Source organism: Kitasatospora sp. NPDC007106 (genome assembly GCF_040634455.1).
GTDB lineage: Bacteria > Actinomycetota > Actinomycetes > Streptomycetales > Streptomycetaceae > Kitasatospora > Kitasatospora arboriphila.
In genome coordinates this window covers 1-1,389 of record NZ_JBEYFP010001232.1, presented here as the reverse complement: position 1 = coordinate 1,389, position 1,389 = coordinate 1, and the positions used below count along the sequence as shown (strand labels likewise).

The window sequence follows — 1,389 nt, the reverse complement described above, 5'->3', positions numbered from 1 at the left end:
CCGACCACGAGGGCTACGAGGGCTACGAGGGCTACGAGAAGGCCGCGCGGCCCGAGGACATCACCCGTCTGTTCGTCGAGCGCTCCAACGCCGGCGACGCCGCCGGGGTCGCCGCGCTGTACACGGAGGATGCCGTGCTGGCCTATCCTCCGGGGTCGTTCACGGTTGGCCGGGAGGCGATCCGGGCACTCTGGGAGAGGGTGCTGGCGAACCGCCCGTACTTCGAGCCGGAGGCGCCGCTGCCGACCCTGGTCAGCGGGGACGTCGCCCTGACCTCGACCCTGCCGCGGGACGGCGCCGGGGCGCGCGCCCAGGTGGTGCGCCGCCAGCCCGACGGGAGCTGGCTGCGCGTCCTCGACCAGCCGGAGTTCGTCGACCCGGCCGGCTGAGCGGCCGCCGCGGCGGTCTGTTCCGGTGATCGGCCGCGACCCTCTGTCAGAAGTGTTGACCGTCCGTCACAGTAGTGCTCTGATCGGCGCAACACTCCCGGGAGGATGCACATGGACCTGAAGGACACCTGGTGGGCCTGGGCGCTGGCGCTCATCGGACTCGTCGTACTGGCGATTCTCGGTTCGACGAGCTGACCCGCCGGACCGGCGCCGAGCGGGGCGGCGCCGGCCCCTGACCGCACCCGCCGGACCGATCCGGGCCGGCGGGAGGGCAGCGTCGCTCCCCGGAATGTCCGGTTCGCGCGCCTATGTTGGGTCGGGTGACCAGTACTCCCGCCCCGACCGGGCGGCCCGTGCACGAGGAACGGCCCCACGCCGGACGGACGGACTACGCCGGTGCGGTGTACGGCTCGCTGCTCGCCGCGTCCGTCGTCGCGACCGCCGGCACGGCCGGGGACTTCCCGCGGCTGCAACTGATCGGACTGCTGCTGGTCACCGGCGTGGTCTTCTGGGCGGCCCACGTCTACGCACAGGTCGCCGGCGAGCGGATCGTCGGCAAGGCCATCGACCGCCGGGAGCTGCGGAGGGTGGCCGGGCACGAGTGGTCCATCGCGGAGGCCGCCGTACTGCCGGCCGTGGCGGTGGCGGTCAGCCCGCTGCTCGGCCTCGACCTCGCCGGAACGGCCTGGCTCGCGCTCGCGGTAGCGGTGGCGCAGCAGGTCACCTGGGCGACCCTCGGCGCCGTCCGGGCCGGCGCGTCCCGCCGGATGGCCGTCGGCGAGGGCGTGGCCAACCTGCTGCTCGGCCTGATCATCGTCGCGGCCAAGGCCGCCCTCGGGCACTGAACCCGGGCACTGGACCCGGGCACTGGACCCGGGCGGGAGCCCCGCGCGGTCCGCGCGGTCCGCGGGGAGCCGGGGCGTCATCCCGCGGACTCGCGCGGCGGGAAGGCGATCTCCCGCAGCCGCCGCCAGTCCAGCGGCGGCCGCGCGCTCGGCAC

General features: G+C 75.1%; 2 protein-coding genes. Both read left to right on the top strand.

Annotation, left to right across the window (positions count from 1 at the left end):
- Window positions 1-59 precede the first annotated feature (59 nt).
- Window positions 60-389, top strand: a complete 330-nt coding sequence (locus ABZ641_RS37390) for a nuclear transport factor 2 family protein (protein ID WP_359989042.1) — start codon at window positions 60-62, stop codon at window positions 387-389.
- Between the two features lie 311 nt (window positions 390-700).
- Window positions 701-1,234 (top strand): hypothetical protein, encoded by a 534-nt coding sequence (locus ABZ641_RS37385; RefSeq protein ID WP_344625548.1) that lies wholly within the window; start codon window positions 701-703, stop codon window positions 1,232-1,234.
- The last annotated feature ends 155 nt before the right edge of the window (window positions 1,235-1,389 follow it).